This is a genomic window from Limosilactobacillus mucosae (assembly GCF_046939755.1).
Taxonomy (GTDB): domain Bacteria; phylum Bacillota; class Bacilli; order Lactobacillales; family Lactobacillaceae; genus Limosilactobacillus; species Limosilactobacillus mucosae_A.
This window is the reverse complement of sequence record NZ_JBKZAY010000003.1, coordinates 90352-106905: the sequence shown is the minus strand read 5'-3', so window position 1 is coordinate 106905 and position 16554 is coordinate 90352. Positions and strand designations below refer to the sequence as shown.

General features: G+C 48.2%; 10 protein-coding genes and 1 tRNA gene. 1 reads left to right on the top strand and 10 read right to left on the bottom strand.

The features are described 5' to 3' along the window. Nucleotides 1-55: 55 nt before the first annotated feature. Nucleotides 56-118, bottom strand: a tRNA-OTHER gene (locus ACLUWI_RS02240). A gap of 632 nt (nt 119-750) precedes the next feature. Then, nucleotides 751-969 (bottom strand): hypothetical protein, encoded by a 219-nt coding sequence (locus tag ACLUWI_RS02235; protein WP_412145975.1) that lies wholly within the window; start codon nt 967-969, stop codon nt 751-753. A 340-nt stretch (nt 970-1309) separates the two neighbouring features. On the opposite strand from ACLUWI_RS02235, the gene ACLUWI_RS02230 reads away from it, so the two are divergent. After that, nucleotides 1310-2065 (top strand): SDR family NAD(P)-dependent oxidoreductase, encoded by a 756-nt coding sequence (locus tag ACLUWI_RS02230; protein WP_412145974.1) that lies wholly within the window; start codon nt 1310-1312, stop codon nt 2063-2065. A gap of 89 nt (nt 2066-2154) precedes the next feature. Here ACLUWI_RS02230 and ACLUWI_RS02225 read toward each other — a convergent pair whose 3' ends face one another. The 8 genes from ACLUWI_RS02225 to ACLUWI_RS02190 form a co-directional block, all read right to left on the bottom strand. Next, nucleotides 2155-3486: a replication-associated recombination protein A gene (locus ACLUWI_RS02225; protein ID WP_412145973.1), complete on the bottom strand. Its 1332-nt coding sequence runs from the start codon at nt 3484-3486 to the stop codon at nt 2155-2157. A gap of 65 nt (nt 3487-3551) precedes the next feature. Continuing rightward, entirely contained in the window at nt 3552-4355 is an 804-nt protein-coding gene (locus ACLUWI_RS02220) for a Cof-type HAD-IIB family hydrolase (protein WP_412145972.1), read from the bottom strand. Nucleotides 4356-4403: 48 nt separating this feature from the next. After that, nucleotides 4404-5141, bottom strand: a complete 738-nt coding sequence (locus ACLUWI_RS02215; RefSeq protein WP_412145971.1) for a winged-helix domain-containing protein — start codon at nt 5139-5141, stop codon at nt 4404-4406. 308 nt (nt 5142-5449) lie between these two features. Further along, the gene (locus tag ACLUWI_RS02210) at nt 5450-7279 is read right to left on the bottom strand and encodes a toprim domain-containing protein (RefSeq protein ID WP_412145970.1); all 1830 of its coding nucleotides are present in this window, start codon (nt 7277-7279) and stop codon (nt 5450-5452) included. A 5-nt stretch (nt 7280-7284) separates the two neighbouring features. Continuing rightward, on the bottom strand, nt 7285-7527 hold the full coding sequence (gene nrdH / locus ACLUWI_RS02205) for a glutaredoxin-like protein NrdH (protein ID WP_278757894.1): 243 nt from the start codon (nt 7525-7527) through the stop codon (nt 7285-7287). Nucleotides 7528-7709: 182 nt separating this feature from the next. Beyond that, nucleotides 7710-8504: a Fic family protein gene (locus tag ACLUWI_RS02200; protein WP_278757892.1), complete on the bottom strand. Its 795-nt coding sequence runs from the start codon at nt 8502-8504 to the stop codon at nt 7710-7712. 55 nt (nt 8505-8559) lie between these two features. Further along, nucleotides 8560-8775: a hypothetical protein gene (locus ACLUWI_RS02195; protein WP_278757890.1), complete on the bottom strand. Its 216-nt coding sequence runs from the start codon at nt 8773-8775 to the stop codon at nt 8560-8562. Between the two features lie 94 nt (nt 8776-8869). Then, on the bottom strand, nt 8870-16540 hold the full coding sequence (locus ACLUWI_RS02190; RefSeq protein WP_412145969.1) for an LPXTG cell wall anchor domain-containing protein: 7671 nt from the start codon (nt 16538-16540) through the stop codon (nt 8870-8872). Nucleotides 16541-16554 lie beyond the last annotated feature (14 nt).

The following is a 16554-nucleotide window of genomic DNA, read 5'->3' as shown; positions in this document are numbered from 1 at the left end:
AAAGCCCTCAAAACACCTTAAACAGCAGGTGACTTGGGGGCTGTTTGATTATCTAACCCAGTCGCAAGAATCGAACTTGCATCGTTTGGCAACTGCTCTTCCTTTGAGCTAGACTGGCATGCGGACTTGCGCATTGGTTTGCGTGGCGCGAGGTTAATAGTTGATTAGGCAACGTGCTCGACAAGGCTTAGCCAAGACCCGTCGATCATGACCTCTTGTCGCTTTAATCAAGGCATGGGCTGGGACCGATACCCACCAGCTTTTGGTCAGCATAAGCATTCATCAAGTATTGATTGGATGCCGCCGTTTGACCGACTCGGACCGACCTCGATGCTTATAGCTGCATCACTGCAGCATCACGGCGAACGTTTTTAGTGACGTTCCACTTTGGGTCTTAGGTTGTCAAGCCCAATTGACTGTGGATGGGATATTGCAAACGCGCATCGGGTCGTGCCTTAACTTATTAACCTCTTACCTGACTGACTGGGAACACGGCTTTCTTTCACCGCGATCAAGACTCACTGCAAGCCTTAACGCTAGGAATCAAACAGCTATCGTTGCCTGACGCCATAGTTCATTGATAAGCCAGCCAGCTGGGCGACTCTGCCAAAGCCTTATGCACCAGCTTCAAGTCAATCCCCAAAATAAATTGAGGAATTAGTACAGGATACATCTGACAATTCATTATGTCAATAAAAAAGATCATCTATCGAAAGCAGATGACCTTCTATAAATATTTTGATTTGAGAACTAAAAGTCCAACTGCAGCTTTTCCAGTTCGCTCCAGGCAGCATTTTTGGTTTCGTCAGTCGGCACGGCCTCACCATCAATTGAGATGTCGGCCCGTCGCAACAAGACCTTACCATCATTTAAGACTTTTTGAATCAGGTAGGCTTGAGCACAGCGCCAATCATTAATGCGAACCAATACCGCATCGTTCATGGCCTTTACGACTTCCTTCTTTGTCATGATATCAATTCCTCTCTCTCCGATGATCAACGATATCCCGATGACGATCACCAAATCATTGTCTCAACTTGAGATTTTTCAGTTGTTAAGACGTTTTGGGATATCGAAGTCAAATTATTCCATCTTTGCTGCTGAAAGTCAAATTAAAGTTGTAAACATGGTAGATGCTTAAGTTAGTGAATAAAAGCCACTCATCAGAAAGGTTTTCTGCTTTATGTTTTTAAGTTTAGTTAAGGTAAATTACTACTTGTTTATTTAAATCTAAACTGATGATTCGCGCTTTGCTACTCACGATTGGGACTATAATAAAAAGCAAGCATTGATTAAAGGGGGATCTATTATGCGCTATGACTATAATGGTAAAAACGTTATCGTAACCGGTGCCACTGGCGGTATTGGCAAAGAAGTCGCTAAGGGCGTCATTGCAGGTGGCGGTTCGGTCGCACTGATTGGCCTGACGCTTGATAAAGCAAATAAAGTGGCCACTGAGCTTGGAAATCATGCCCATCCTTATGCTATGGATCAAAGCAATCGCGGTACCGTTGATGCAACCTTTCAACAGATTTTAGATGACTTTGGCCACATTGACGTACTGATCAATGTGGCCGGTGTTATTAGTGCCGAGTCGTTTGATGAATTATCGCCAGCCGAATGGGATCATACGCTGGCCGTCAATCTTACCGGACCTTTCAATACCGTTCATGCTATCTGGGAACATTTTAAAAGCAATGGCGGTGGGCGGATTGTCAATGTATCTTCCGTAGCCGGCAAAATCGGTGGCGGTTTATTGGGAACAACGGCCTATGCATCTTCTAAGGCTGGTTTGAACGGCTTTACCAAGGCAATTGCTAAAGAAGGAGCTAAGTATGGCATCTATGCCAACGCGGTCTGCCCTTCCTTTACCCACACTGGCATGACGGCCACATTGGAAGCCGATCCCGAAAAAAGACAGCGAGTTTTAAACATGATTCCACTTGGCCGTGGTGCGGCGCCTACTGAGATTGCGCAGATGATTCTGTTTTTCGGCTGTGACGCGGCCAGCTTTATTACTGGCGAGATTGGCGACTGTGACGGTGGCATCGTCATGGATGGCTAGTGGCTAGTCGCTAAATATTATATGTAATGGATACCAAAAAGGGACACCCTGCTCAGCAGAATGCCCCTTTTTTGTTATGCGCCGGTCTTTTAATCGGACTGCCCATCATGATTTTGGTGCTGCAGCTTCCAGTTTTTGATCTGGGCCAAACGTCGCTTAAAGCTAATCTCGTTGCCCTGCTCAGTTGGATAGTAGTATTGATGGCCGATTAGATTTTCTGGCATTGTCTCCATCGTCGTCAGCTTGGCGACCGTGTCATGGGCATACTGGTAATCTTTGCCATAGCCAAGTTCCTTCATGAGCTTGGTGGTGCCATTGCGTATCTGGAGCGGTACCGGCTCATTGGCTGTATTTTTGACGTCATCGGCAACTTTTTGCGTAGCTTCATAAACGGCATTGGACTTGGGGGTAGTCGCCAGATAGATTACGCATTCCGTCAAGTGGACGTTGCATTCTGGCATCCCCAGAAACTGACAGGCCTGGTAGACATTAACCGCGACATTTAACGCATTAGTATCAGCAAGGCCAACATCTTCGCTGGCAAAGCGTACCAAACGTCGGGCAATGTATAATGGGTCCTCACCGCCATCCAACATCCGCGTCAGCCAATAGATAGCCGCGTCAACATCGGAATTGCGCATGGATTTATGCAGCGCCGAAATCAGGTTATAGTGTTCTTCGCCCTTTTTGTCGTATTTAAGCGTTTTATGCCCAAGCAGCTGCTCCAAAAGATGGTCCGTAGCCGTAAGCTGACCTTCTTCATCAAGCGTGCCATTATCAACCAGCATTTCCAGCGTATTGAGGGCCGTGCGTGCATCGCCATCCGCAAAAATCGCCACTTGCCTCAATATGCGGTCATCAATTTGAATGGGACGCGAAAAGCCAGTCTGAGCCGCGCGCTGCAGCATCTTTTGCAGATCATCCGTTGATAGCGGCTGCAGCACAAAAACTCGACAGCGCGAAAGCAGAGCTGAATTAATCTCAAATGATGGATTCTCAGTCGTCGCGCCAATCAATACGATGCTGCCATTCTCAACGTAAGGCAAAAACGCATCCTGCTGTGCTTTGTTGAAACGATGAATCTCATCGACAAATACGAGCGTCCGCTGTCCATAATCAGCATTTTGCTGTGCTTGGGCCATAATCTCTTTAATTTCCTTGATGCCACTGGTAACGGCGCTGAATGAGATGAATTCCGACTTGGTATGCCGAGCAATGACCCGCGCTAAGGTCGTCTTGCCCACGCCAGGCGGTCCCCAAAGAATCATGGAAGGCACGCGATCAGCATCAATCAAGCGACGCAGCATCTGATTGGCTCCCAAAAGATGCTGTTGGCCAACGATCTGATCCAGAGTCTGGGGCCGCATGCGACTAGCCAATGGTTCTTGTTTTGGTTGTTCAAAAAGCGATTCTTGATGCATTAGATCACCTCTAAAAAAGCCTTCCGCATGACAAACATACAAAAGGCCGCTTATATTTAAATTAATTATAGATAGGATTGCAGAACATGCAAAACAGCATCATGATTATTGTCTTCATCAGCCGTAAAATCAGCCGCCAATTTGACGGTTTGGCTAGCATTCTGCATTGCCCAGCCGACTCTGGCCATTTTAAGCATGGTGACGTCATTGCCGCCATCACCAAACGCCACCAGATCATCAGCCGTCAGCTGCCATTGAGCAAGCATCTTTTGTAGTGCCTGGGCCTTATCAACGCCAGGAATCGTTAAATCAACTGAGCCATTGCCACTTGGCGTAATCTTTAACCGCTTGCCAAACCGGCTGCGCAAGGCCTGCAGCTGTTCTTTCAGTTTGTCTGGCTCAACGACAAACGATATTTGATAGAAACGATCGGCTGGCAGTTGCTCGAAATCATCTATCCAAACATGATTGGGAAAATAGAACTGTAGTCGCTTTAACTGCGATGCTGAAACGTTTGGCGAGATATAACCGTGCTGATGACCAGAAAGTGACGGTATCAGGTCCATTTTGTCGACCATAAACGGAATCAGTTCGCTAACTACCGTGGGATCCATGGTCTGCACCACCAGCTCCTCGTCATGGTCAATAATATGCGCGCCGTTCTCACTGATAAAGGTCAGCTGCTCATGACGAGTTGGAAAGTATTTTAATAGACACTCATACTGATCACCGCTGGCCACGACGACATGCACATCTTGCGCCAACAATCGATCCAACAGCTGGCTGAACAATTCACGATCAAACGTCTTATCATCGCGCAGAAACGTGCCATCCATGTCAAAAGCGACCACTTTAAAAGGAAATGCCATTTTCTTCTCCTTTAAATTATCGTTTATGACAATTATGACACAGAAAAGCTACTTATCCAAATGAGCCGTATCAAAAAGATAGCCAAAGCCGCGCGCAGTCTTGATCCATTCTGGATTGTGCGGATCTTTTTCTATTTTATCGCGCAGATGGCTAATATGGATGTCAACCATGCGGGAAGTACCTAAAATATCATAGTTCCAAACGCCATTCAACAATTGTTCACGGCTGATAACCTGATTGCGATTGTCATATAGGTATTTTAGCAGCTTAAACTCTTTGGGCGTTAAAATCACCTTTTGATCATTCACATAAACGCAGCGATGATTAAAATCAAGTCTTAAATTGCCAATCGTTGCGTCATCACGTTGCGGTCGCCGCGGCTTATCGACTGTCGACTGTTCCACGTTTAACTGATCATAAACCCATAAGCGCTGTCTGATCAGCGGCACCAACAGCTCAGCATCATTAAGCGATCTTGACAGGCAGTCATCGGCATGAAAACGAAACAGCTTGCGACGAACCTTAGGCTTAAATGCTTCACCCATAATAATAATCGGACCATTCATCATCTGACGCATGACATCCAGCGTTGCTAAAATCGTGTCCAAAGGCGTAGCGGCAAAATCCCATAGAATACCACCGTATGGGTGTTTTTTTATTTTAGCAACCCCTTCCACCGCAGTCGTTGTTTGGTGCAGCAGCCAACCCTCATCCGCAAACGCGGCGGCAATTGCTCCGTATAAAGCCATATCTTTGCTAATGAGCAGAAAGTGTCGCTGCTCCATGATTCTCCATCCCCTTTTCTCTTCCAAGTCTAATTAAAACGCAATGTTTACAAAATTTCGATAAATTCCGATGATTTTACGCTATATTTACACATAATTTACAATTCTCTTTAAATTATGCTCATTTACCCTACTCTATAGGCTTTTCATTCTGTTAGAATCTTCAAATACCGTCACACAATATCAAATATTTTCCCATTTTGTCCCTTTTTTGTCCCTTGGAAAACGGCCGAATTCGGCATCAAAATTAACAATGAATCAAACTGTCGGGCACGGCCGTTACCTCCTAGGTAGCGGTTTTTATTTTACTATTTTTCGTGAGCTATATTTCTGTTCAGTGGAATAATCGTCCGCGGATCAGGATTGACTCGTGCCCACCTTGACTGGTTGATCACGCTCATGGCCATACCCAACCGCTGCTTCGTTGTCATTGGCTGCTTCATCAGCAGCTGTTTTTGCCGAGCAGCTTGCGCATTGTGCTGATTATCCAGTACCGTCACCGCCATGTGCATGACATCAGATGCCGATGCGGGACGCAGCTCATTAGTCTTGTCACGCAGATAACGAACCTGGAAGTCTGGGATTAAATGCTGATCTAACGCTTGCCGATTAAACTTTTGCAGCTGGTTGTCGTCAAACTTAACCAAGCTTTCCGTCCCAGTCTTAACAATTGTACCACCACGACCATTTGGCATCTGCACTCGGCGACCAAGCAGCGGATCACGTGCATGATCATATGCAGAGGCAATCTCTTTTAAGACGTCTGCGCGGTCCTTTTTGTCAAAGACCCATAAAGAGCAGCCTTTTGCATCACTGGTAACGCTGGCTAATGATCCTACCTGATTATCCAACCGCTGCAGCAGCTCGTGATAGTCAGGTGAGGCATTGGCATCGATATCAAACCGATACTGAAAATCGTCTGCATAATCGGAAACCTTGGTCAGATCTACGCCCGTAAGCTTCATTCGGCTAGCCTGCAGCTTCTTAGCGACTTCATTAAGTTCTGGTTCCATCCTGATTACTCCTTTACGCGGTTTCGGCAACCGCCGACTTGCTTTTGGGGCTGATACGTTACCGTACTGCCCGCTGACAAACTCATGCACGAGCTGCTTATAGGCGTCCTGGCCCAGCGACTGTTGCCGGTGCTTGATAAAATCACCAATACTTTCACTGGTCATTTCAAACGATCGTGCTTTCAAAGCATCGTTCCAATCCTTAAACCGATCAGCCGGCTGGTCAAACAGAATCTTCATCTTGCGCAGTTCTGGATGCGGATCGGCATTGGCCGGCTGCAGAACGGTCTTGGCTCTAAGCATGCCCTTAAAGCCAGCACCATCATTATCCATGGCTAAATGCAGCTCATCAGGTATGCCATACTGCTTGATGAACGACTCGATCGTTTTGATCTTGGTGCCGGCGCCATTCAGGCTGATAAAAGTTTTCTCACCTTTTAGCTGCGGGTGAAGATTGTAGAAGGATAAGGCGTCAATTGGGCTTTCAAAAACGTACAGCTTTTTAGTCCCACTGCCATCGTTGGCACTGAAATGAAAGCCAAAATTTTTAACCGATCCCTTGGCAATCATTTTCCGCGTGCCCCGCTTGCCAAACTTTTCGTGATCAATCGTCGTGCCCTGAACGTCGCCGCCGACTTCTTGATGCTTTGTATCCTTCCAGGAGAAAAACAGATCGCCGTTGTTGAGTTCGCGGACTAGTCCTTGCTTAAACAGTGCCTCGACCAGCTGCGGATTCAAGCCCCGCTTGCCAACCAGATAGCTTTTAGCCTGATCGTGCCGAGCATGGCCACGCCATTTTGCTGGCTCATATGGTTCGGTCTTAACCTCATGGACCTCTGCCTTAGCCAGCTCTGGCGCCATTTTTTTCAGCTCTTCAAAAGCTTCCTTGGCTTCCATGTTTTCGTAGCTGCGCAAAAAGTTGTAAAGGTTGCCGCCGACTGCCTGGCTGTTCCAGTAGAAGGTCTCATAGGGCTTTTCCTTAGTTACGCGCGTATCAACGACCAGAGAGTCATGATCGCGCAGGCGCAGGTAGTATCCTTGCCGTTCATAGGGAATGCCCTTGACGTCCAGATATTTTTGGATCGATTGCCGACACAGCCGATCCGTTTCCGTTAATTCTGCCATACTGATCACCTCAAGACTTCACGCTGCCGACTGACGACTGCTTTTAAACGTTCCGGACGAAAGCCGGACCACTCCTCGCATTCTGTTACCACAATCGGTACCGAGCGATAGCCCTTGTCGCGCAAACTCTGCGCATACTGCGGGTTTTCGCTGACGTTGATATTCAAAAACTTGACATGATGGCGAATCAGAAACATCGTTGTCATCTTGCACTGCGGACAATCTGGCTTCGTATAGACTTTAATCATAGAAATTCCTCCTCTTCTTTTCTTGCTTTTATAGCAATCTTAGAAGAGGACAGCTGAATTCGTATCTTTGGCCATAATAAGCAACCTCGTTCCAAGGTTGGAACGAGGTTACATTATATTCATTCAAAATAGAAGCTAACAAAAAAGGCCAGCCATCTTTGACTGACCTTTTTTATCAATTTTTAACGCCTTGGCGACTTTTTGGGCTTGGGAGGAATCTTGGACTGATCTTTCTGATGAACTTGCCGGCCATATACCTGTTCAAAGGCCATCGAATATTCATCCATCGCATTGCCAAATGTATCAACCAGATAGCCCGGCGTACGTTTGAATTCTCTCAGGCCTCGAATATAGAATGGACGATCTTCATCAGCAATAATGAACGGCATGGTTTTGTTTCGGCATCGTTCCTTGAAAAGGAGAATGCGACCGACACGGCCGTTGCCATCGCTGAATGGATGAATTCGCTCAAATTCATAATGAAAAGCGGCATAGCTGTTCAAATCTGTTTGCGGCGTTTTATTCCAAATATCCAACAAATGCTCAAGCCGTTGTGGTACTTGATCAGCCGGTACGGTATTCACCGTCTGCAGCTGACCGATTATATTATTGTGACTCTTGAACTCACCGATTGGTTCCTGAAGTCCTTTTCGACTGATAGTTCCTTGTTTTAGAATACCTTGCAATTTTTTTACATAGTCCAAAGTCAATGGCTGGTCAATCGTATCCAACATAAAATCGAACAAGCGAAAATGATTCTGCGTTTCAATGATATCGTTGGCTTTGATTGGATCCCCGCCTTCAGCAAAAACCGTTTCGGTATCATATAGCTGCTGCGTCTGACCTTCGCTTAGAGTAGATCCCTCCATATGATTGCTGTTGTAAGCAAACGTAACTTGCGACCAGTCATATAGGCCTTGCGAAAAATGATTATCTCGCTCTTGAATTAGAAATTTTGCAACGTCAATTTTTTGCATGGTAAGAGACCTCGATTATTACATTTATAAACATTGTACCATATCAATATAATACTCAGTGTGCCAGCTTATGCCGGTTCGATAGCCGTTTAGCTACGATCAGCCGCTGAATTACAGGTTTCGGCTCTGGTTCGTGAGCCAAGGCCAGCACACAGTTAATCTGATCCTGCAATGGCAATTGCCGCTCCGCTTGTCGCCAGGCGTTAACGTCGGCATTCATGCCCGCTTGAGCAAATTCGAGCTGCAAAAGACTTAGATTCCGCAAGCGCAAATGAATCCACCCCTTTCTATAAAAAAAGGCAGGCCGCAGCCTGCCTTCTTGCTAAAGAACAAAGAATAAAGATTAGGAGAAATATCAGCAGTGATTAAGCATGACGACGACGCTTCTTCATGCCCAGTGTACCCAGACCAAACAGCAAGCTGGCCAGACCAGTTAAGGCAAGCGCTTCGTCTTTATCGTTACCAGTCTGAGGCAGCTGTTGCTGGCCTTGAGATGGTGCCTGCGATTGACTAGCAGCCTGCAGAGCAGCTGGCTGTACGGCCGCAAATACCGGTTGTTGACTGGTCTTTGGCGACAACGGCGTTTCCGGCGTCGTTGCTTGAGGTGTAGTCGGCGTCTCGTTCTTAGGCGTTTCCGATTTAGGCTCATCGGTATGCGTCTTGACCGTGTTTGAGTTAAAGGCTTGGTTGTTGATGCTGTTGACGTACTTGTTTTCAACATCGCCGGCCTTGACCCGCCGCATCTTGAGGTAGGCCGTAGCCCCAAATTCGGAGTTGGTAAAGTCAACCTTGGTCAGGAAATCTTGATCAAACTCGATATCGACAATACCGTTATCCTGGTCAATCGTCTGCGTCGTGTACTTGGTAACGTCGGTACCCTTCTTGAGCACCGTACCATCAGTCAGCGTCACGTCGCTGTTGAGCAGTACCGTGTAGCCGCCGTTGTACTGATCGTGTTCTTGATCGTAGTCGTCGTGGAAGCCGTATTCGGTGATACCATTACTGTTCTTTGGAACCGTCGAGCCTTCCAGCTTGTAGTCAAACGAGCTATTCAGGTCAATGTTGGCACCGTTGAGGCTCTTGTTGTTGTCAACCGAGACCACGACGTCCTTCTTTGGATCCGGCTTAAACGTCGTAATCGTAGCCTTGTTGGTAGATACCGTGTGGTTGTTGATCGTTGACGAGCCAACGTTTTCCAGCTGCGTGCCGGAAGCAACATCAGAGTGGATCTTAAACGTCAGCAGCAGCTGAGCATTGCCGGCTGGCGCCGAACCTGGATCCTTACGAGTAGCCGTGATCTTGTCGCCCTGCTTGGTGATCGTGTACTGATCAGTTACGTCCTTACCGTTTTCCAGTACTTGGGCGGACTGGAAGTCAACCTTGTCAGCAAATGCCGAGTAGTCATCGGTGATGGAAACGTCAGTCAGCTTATCAGTCAGCGTAGCCGGATCCGGCAAACTGGTAGTAACCTGAGCATGGGCCAGCGTACCGTCAATGTAGACCTTGCCGTCAACCGTTTGCGTACCCTCAACCCAGTGCTTTTCAGCCGTCTGGGTATACGTGGTAATGCTTGGCGTGTTGGTTGGCACCGTCTCATCGTTCAGCGTCCCGGAACCGTGGTTTTCCAGGACCGTACCGTTAGGAATATCATGGTTGAGCTTGTAGTCAACCGTCATCGTAACGTTGCCGCCATCTGCATCAGACATATCCTTCCGCGTAGCCGTAACCTTACCGTCGTTGTCGGTAACAGCGTACTTGCTGGTTGCGTCCGTCCCGTTTTCGTAAACGTGTACTTCACTGGCATCTGCGTACTTGGCAAAGTCGGAGTAGTCGTCCGTGATGGCAAAATTCTTAACGTCGCTGGTGTCGCTTGGCAGAGCCATGTTGACCTGCGACTTGATCTGACCGTTTTCAACGGCAATATCCGTTGTTGGCGCGAGCAGCAGCATGCTGGTCTTCGTCGTTGACGTCTGGCCGTTGACATTGCCTGAGGCCTTGGCAACCAATGATGAGGTATCAAGCGAGTCGGAAGCCTTCATGTTGGCCTTCATGGTAACCGTCGTACTGGAGCCATTGCCAGCCGTGTTGACCTTAGATGGATCTTTCCGCGTAGCTACAACCTTGCCGTTTGGATCAATGGAAATATTGTACTCGCTGGTAACGTCAATGCCGTTTTCGTAGACGTGCACGGCTTGAACCGTAACGTCCTTGGCAAACTTGGAGAAGTCATCAGTCAGCTGTACCTTGTTGATGGAACCGCCCAGCTTGGACTTGTCTGGCAGCGTCATGTTGACCTGCGCGGTTACGTTATCGTCGTTGATAGCGACCTTGCCGTCAACGTTCTGACCGCCACTGACCCAGTGCTTATCTGTGTCCTGCTTGTACGTAACGATCGTACGGTTTGGCGTTGGCACCGTGTCATTGTCGATTGTTCCGGAACCAGTGTTAATCAATTGGGTATTGCTTGGCACATCAGTGTGAACCGTCCAGTCAACGTCCAATTCCAGCGTACCCTTAGGAGCAGCAGCCGCATTCTTGCGGGTAGCCGTAACCTTGCCATTGGCAACCGAGATGGTGTATTGGCCGGTTACATCGTTGCCGTTTTCCAGCACCTTGGCGCTCTTGTAGTCAACGTATTGGGCAAACTTGGAGTAGTCGTCCGTGATGGCTACCTTGCTTAATGGCTGAGCCAGCTGAGCTGGATCTGGCAGGCTCATCGTTACCTTACCGGATACCTGATCACCGTCAATGAACGTCTTGCCGTCAACGACCTGACTGCCGTTGACCCAGTGCTTGTCGGTCTCTGGCGTGTACGTAACCACCTTAGGTGATGGCGTTGGTACGGATTCGTCATCCAAGGTACCAGTACCCTTGTTTTCCAACTGCGTCCCTGATGGAACATTGGCGCGTACCTGCCAGGTTACAAGCATTTGGACGTTGCCGGCTGGCGCACCAGCGGCATTCTTACGGGTAGCCGTGATATGACTGCCATCGTTTTGAACGTCGTACTGATCGGAAACATCTTTGCCGTTTTCACGAATCTCAACGGTCTTGACGTCAGCGTACTTGCTCAATCCCGAGTAGTCATCAACCAGCTGTACCTTGGTCAGCTTCTTGGCCAGCGTGTTCTGGTCTGGCAGCGTCATTGAGATCGTGGACTGAACTTGGTCATTGTTGATAACCAGCTTGTCGTTGACTTTTTGATCACCAACGTTCCAAGTCTTGTTCGTATCCTGCTTGTACGTCTTAACCGTCCGATCTGGCGTGGCAATCGTCTCGTCATTGATCGTTCCAGAACCGCTGTTTACCAGGCTGGTACCAGAAGCAACGTCAGAATGAATCTTGAAGTTGACGTGCAGATCAACCGTGCCGGCCGGCGTCGTGGCAGCGTCCTTACGGGTAGCCATAACCTTGCCATTAGCAGCCGAGATCGTGTATTGGCTGGTTACGTCCTTCCCGTTTTCCAGCACTTGAGCACTTTCGTAGTCAACGTATTGGGCAAACTTGGAGTAGTCGTCCGTGATGGCTACCTTGGTCAGCTTCTTAGCCAGCGTGGCCGGATCCGGCAGGCTCATCGTAACGTCAGTGTGTGTTTCCGATGCGTCAATGTAGACCTTGCCGTCAACGACCTGGCTGCCCTCGGTCCAATGCTTATCCGTCGTTTGCGTGTACGTCTTAACGGTTGGATTATTGGTTGGGACCGTCTCGTTGTTCAGCGTCCCAGAACCCGCGTTAACCAGCTTGGTACCGCTTGGCGTATTCGCATTGATCTTAAAGTGAGCAATCAGAGCTACCGTGCCGCCTGGCGTCGTTCCTGGCGTCTTCCGCGTGGCCGTGATATGACCATTGGCCGTAGCGATCGTGTACTGATCAGTTACGTCCTTGCCGTTTTCCTCAACGCGGATATCACTTGGATCAGAAACATACTTGGCCAGCTGCGTGTAGTCATCGACCAGCTGTACCTTGGTCAGCTTCTTGGTCAGTGTAGAAGGATCCGGCAAACTCATTTCGATGCGGGCATTAATGGTATCACTGGCAATATACGTCTTGTCGTCAACGACTTGACTTCCCTCAGTCCAGTGCTTGTCCGTGGTTGGCTTGTACGTAGTCAGCGTTACTTCCTGACCGGTTACGCGACTCTTGTTGATGACACTGATTGGCGTGTTCTTGAACGTTGTGCCGCTTGGCGTATCAGCATTGATCTGGAATGATACGTTCATCTGGACCTTGCCGGCCGGCGTGGTGCTTGGATCTTTCCGCGTCGCCGTGATAATCCCAGTCCCGGCGTTGTCCTCGATCGTGTATTGACTGGTTACGTCCGTGCCGTTTTCCAAGACGCGGATTGAGCTGGTCTTAACGTGATCCTTGAATTGGCTGTAATCGTCGATGACTTGGACGTTCGAGAGCTTATGCGCCAGATCAGAAGGATTTGGCAAGTCGGAAGTTACTTGAGCGGAGATGACGTCGTTATCCAGCGCTACCTTGCCGTCAACTTCTTGACTGCCTTCAACCCAGTGCTTGACTGGCTTATTCTGCTTCCAGGTCTCAATCGTACGATCTGGCGTCTTAACCGTGGACTCGTTGATCGTCCCCGAACCACCATTTACCAGCTTGGTGCCCGAAGCAACGTCGTCATGAACCTTCCAGGTAGCCGTCAGTACAACCGTGCCTTTAGGAGCTGATGCAGCGTCCTTGCGCGTAGCTGTAACGATACCCGTGCCGGCATTATTGACGATGTTGTATTGGCTAGTGACGTCAACCCCGTTTTCGTAGACATGGGCTTCTTGATAGTCAACCTTGTCCTTAAAGTTGGAGTAGTCGTCCGTGACTGATACCTTGGTCAGCTTCTTGGCCAACGTAGCAGGATCCGGCAGACTCATCGTCACCTGACCATTGATCGTATCGCCGTCAACGTAAGTCTTGCCGTCAACAATCTGCGTCCCATCAACCCAGTGCTTGTCCGTCGTTTGCTGGTAGGTAACGACCTTGGCATTGTTGGTAGCAACCGTATTGTTGTTGATTCGACCGGAACCGTAGTTGTTCAGCTGCGTACCGGAAGCAACGCCCGTCTTAACCTTAAAGTTAACCAACAGCTGCACTGTTCCGGCTGGTGCCGTACCAGGCGTCTTCCGCATGGCCGTGATCTTGCCGCCCACGTTGGTAACCGTGTATTGGTTGGAAACGTCCTTGCCGTTTTCCAGCACTTGGGCACTCTCGTAGTCAACCTTGTCGGCATAGTCGCTGTAGTTGTCAACCAGTGTGACGTCGGTCAGCGGCTTAGCCAGAGTCGATGGATCCGGCAGACTCATTTCAACGCGGGCATGTACCTCATCGCCATCAACGTAGGTCTTGTCGTCAACCGTCTGACTGCCTTCAACCCAGTGTTTATCAGTCGTCTGGGTATACGTCTTGATATCCGGCGTGTTGGTTGGCACCGTGTGGTTGTTGATTCGACCAGAACCGCGGTTAGTCAGCTTGGTGCCGGAAGCTACGTTAGCATTGATCAGCCAGGTGGCAATCAACGAAACCTTGCCGGCTGGCGCCGTGCTTGGCGTCTTGCGCACGGCCGTCAAATGACCGTTGTTGTAGGTAACGTTGTATTGATCGGTAACGTCCTTGCCGTTTTCCTCAACGCGGTAGGACTGCGGCGTTACCTTGTCGGCAAAGTCGGAGTAGTCATCATCAATCGTGACGTTAGTCAAGGAGTGCGCCAGAGTCGATGGATCCGGCAGACTCATGTCAACCTTGGTGGTTACGACGTCATCGTTGATGTACGTCTTACCATCAACCGTCTGCGTGCCTTCGATCCAATGCTTTTCGGCCGACTGTTCGTACGTGACGATTTCAGCGTCATTAGTTGGTACGGTACTGTTGTTGATCGTACCAGAACCGGAGTTTTCAAATTTAGTGCCGCTTGGAACGTCACTGTTGATCTTAAAGTCAACGACCAGTGAGACAGTGCCGGCCTGCGTCGTGGAAGCGTCTTTGCGCGTCGCCGTCACCGTTGCATCCGCCGCATTGTTGGTAACGTTATACAACGAGGTAGCCAGCTGATCATTTTCATAAACCTGGGCGCCTTGGTAGGTTACGTTGCTTGCAAATTTGGAATAGTTGTCGGTAACGGCCAGCGTCTTCATACCGCCTTCAACTTGTGAGGCTGCCGGCGTAGTCATCTTGACCGTGGCAGAAACCACGTCATCATTGATCTCGGTCTTGCCATTGACAGTCTGACTGCCCTGCGTCCAGTTCTTCTCTGGTGAAGTGGCTACGTTCAAATCGTGGTATTGGTAAGAAAGGTCATCTGCCGACCAATTAGGCTTCACTTTCAATACGTTGTAGTGATAGCTTACTGAAGAGGTTGGTGGTTGCAACATTTCAAAACCATTGTACGATTGAACAAATCGCCAATAGTACCATCCACCATCATAAGCATCTTCTTTTTTCTGACCATCTTCATAACGCAAAGAGTGACCTATGCCATTATCTACAGGAGGATAGTTTTGATCCAAATTCCAACGTAATTTTAAACCGTTAGAGATGTAACCAATAACTGCCCCTTGTTGGTTATCATATGGATTGTTAAATTCTGTTTTTCCATCCGATTCATATTGTTGACCGGAATCTGGATATGCGTTGTTTCCGTTATGAACAACTGCACCACCATTAGGAATATCATACATTTTGATCCCAGAAACGCCCTGTACACCTTCAACGTGATCGTATGCTGGATTATTCGTTTTAGAAGAATCATTCCAGTCACTCCAACGACCCAATGAAGAAAGGAATACCCAAGCACTGCCTGGTTCGAAATTAATGTAATTTCCATTTTCATCATAGAAATCATAGGTTGCAGTAACAGATTTTAAATAAAAACTATCAATAACACCAATTTCAATTGGTGAAACTGAAAATTCTGTAGAATTCCATTGATTTGATTGTGGCCCTACTACTAAATCTGAATAAGTAACGACAACTTTGCCGATGTTGTGTACCTTGCCTTCAAAATCGACGTAATACGATTGTGCAGGATTATAATAGGTTGTCCTTAAAAAGGCACCAGGTCGATCAGAGTTATACCAACGTTCTATAAAGCCATTAAATGAAACAGACTTATCCGGTTTCTGCAGTTCTTCAACATTTGAAGACTCGGCTGTTGCATTTAAATGCAAGCCTTGCATTACTTTGGTTGGATCTAAAGTTGAATTTCCGTTTAAGTAGTTACTATAATCTTTTAATTTTTGTTGGTAGTCATCGTTCTGTTGCTTCTGCGCATCGATAGCTTTGTTGATGGCTTCCACTTGTGAAGCGTAGTCAGAAGCCGTAGATTTTTCCCAGTTTGCGATCCCTGACTTATCATCTGCACTCTTAGTAGTTGTCTTTGTCTCGTCCTGCTTGACTGACAACCCAGGGGTACTTTGAGCCTTCTTGACAGCTTCATCTAAAGCAGTCGTATCACCTTTGGAGTCATTATAGTGATTAGCGGTCTCTTGCTGTTCCGTTGCTTCCTGCAGCTTAGCTGCCTGACTGGCGTAGTCGCTTTCAATGTTAGCCTTAGCCGACTCAACTTCGCTTGGCGCCACCGTTGATGACGTTGTTGGCTGCTGTTGTGGATTTAAACCTGCTTGTTTAGCAGCGGCAACGGCTTGATCCAGTTGAGAGTGATCAACGGCTACCGGTTGCGTAATCGTGCCGGCGCTTTGACTTTGCGTAGCAGTCGATGCTGCAGCAGCCGTTGCTGAAACCGTATTGGCCGTTGTTTGACTGGCTGCAGCGGTGTTTGCGTTTGAAGCAGATGCAGCTTGTGCCGTCGTCTGCGTCACCGCATTACCACCAGTAGTTGCTTGTGCTTGGCCATCGCCAGAAGTTGAGGCAGTGGTGGTATCCGCATGAGCAGTTGTCTGCGTCCCCAAAATCAGCCCACTAAACATCAGTGTCGTGATCCCGGCCGTCACCCAATGCTTGCCGTCCTTGTACATTTTGTAATGCAAAGACGTGTCGATTGGCTGCGACGTTTTTTCTTTGTCTTTAACAATCATATGTTTATTCTCCT

Excerpts from the sequence above, each read along its gene's own strand:
- ACLUWI_RS02235 (WP_412145975.1), bottom strand. The coding sequence starts at position 969 with ATGACAAAGAAGGAAGTCGTAAAGGCCATGAACGATGCGGTATTGGTT.
- ACLUWI_RS02230 (WP_412145974.1), top strand. The coding sequence starts at position 1,310 with ATGCGCTATGACTATAATGGTAAAAACGTTATCGTAACCGGTGCCACT.
- ACLUWI_RS02225 (WP_412145973.1), bottom strand. The coding sequence starts at position 3,486 with ATGCATCAAGAATCGCTTTTTGAACAACCAAAACAAGAACCATTGGCT.
- ACLUWI_RS02220 (WP_412145972.1), bottom strand. The coding sequence starts at position 4,355 with ATGGCATTTCCTTTTAAAGTGGTCGCTTTTGACATGGATGGCACGTTT.
- ACLUWI_RS02215 (WP_412145971.1), bottom strand. The coding sequence starts at position 5,141 with ATGGAGCAGCGACACTTTCTGCTCATTAGCAAAGATATGGCTTTATAC.
- ACLUWI_RS02210 (WP_412145970.1), bottom strand. The coding sequence starts at position 7,279 with ATGGCAGAATTAACGGAAACGGATCGGCTGTGTCGGCAATCGATCCAA.
- nrdH (WP_278757894.1), bottom strand. The coding sequence starts at position 7,527 with ATGATTAAAGTCTATACGAAGCCAGATTGTCCGCAGTGCAAGATGACA.
- ACLUWI_RS02200 (WP_278757892.1), bottom strand. The coding sequence starts at position 8,504 with ATGCAAAAAATTGACGTTGCAAAATTTCTAATTCAAGAGCGAGATAAT.
- ACLUWI_RS02190 (WP_412145969.1), bottom strand. The coding sequence starts at position 16,540 with ATGATTGTTAAAGACAAAGAAAAAACGTCGCAGCCAATCGACACGTCT.